At 43.3% G+C, this 908-nt stretch carries 2 protein-coding genes; both read right to left on the bottom strand.

Features of this window, described 5'->3' with window-relative positions:
- A partial coding sequence (locus A3729_RS33955; protein WP_231877433.1) for a hypothetical protein occupies nt 1–280 on the bottom strand: 280 nt, incomplete at its 3' end.
- A 160-nt stretch (nt 281–440) separates the two neighbouring features.
- Nucleotides 441–908, bottom strand: a 468-nt coding sequence (locus A3729_RS12655) for a hypothetical protein (RefSeq protein WP_231877432.1), incomplete at its 5' end; no start/stop codon positions are given.

Genomic DNA, 908 nt, shown 5'->3' with positions numbered 1-908 from the left:
AGTAAGAACCCAGGTTTCGACCTGTCGACCAATAAATAGATGGATACCAACCTCTACCCTGCTTATGGAAAGGCTTCGAATAGGGCGCAGTAGTATCCGCCTTCACCTGACCAGAACTCAAAGCCAGCGGAAAAATCGCGCAGGCAAGCACAATAGAAAGCGCATAATAAAGAAAGGAGCGGGATGGTTTGCCCACAACGCTCTTTAATGATTGCTTAACCTCAGCAACGCGACCCAAGCTCACAGAGTAAGCGCTTCGTTGGCAAGTTTTGAAACTCACAATACCGTCCAATGTATCGTTTCCTATAGATGTACAGCTTTATATTTATTCGAGCAGCAAGACTAGCTACCCATCACAATCAGGCGGACAGTTTAACAGCTAGTTAATCTAATTTTTGCGATCTACCGCATGTCATCGAGAATCCGAATACCTGTAAAGACTATCTCACCCCGGGATTTGCACTAGAAGAAGACAATTTACCCAAGCTCGCCTCCAAATCAATGACTCTTTTTATAAGCTGGCGGCGACTTTCATCTATCGACAGCAAGCTTTCCTGGTTTTCTAATTGAACTTTGGCGCTATCACTCATACGAGCCTGTAGCGCAGCAATACGTTTTTCAAACTCTTGAGTACTCGAATCGAAAGTGCTCAATTTTTCATTAAACTGCGTCAAAAACTCTTCTCGTTCAGCTCGAGTAATTGACAACTCCCCTGACAACGAAGCTATACGACCATCTAATACTGACATCCCTTTATCAGAGTCCGCTTTCAATGCTGATAATGAAACCTCATGAGTAGCTAAAGATTTTTGACTCTCGGCAAGCTTTTTCGTTAGCGCTTCTATTTTCTTTTCATGACCTTGAATAGTTTTACGATTCCTATCATAAGACACACCCCACAGCTTTCG

The sequence above is a fragment of the Oleiphilus sp. HI0043 genome, from assembly GCF_001634935.1.
Note: the sequence above shows the minus strand (reverse complement) of the source record. Positions and strands in the feature narration are given on the sequence as shown.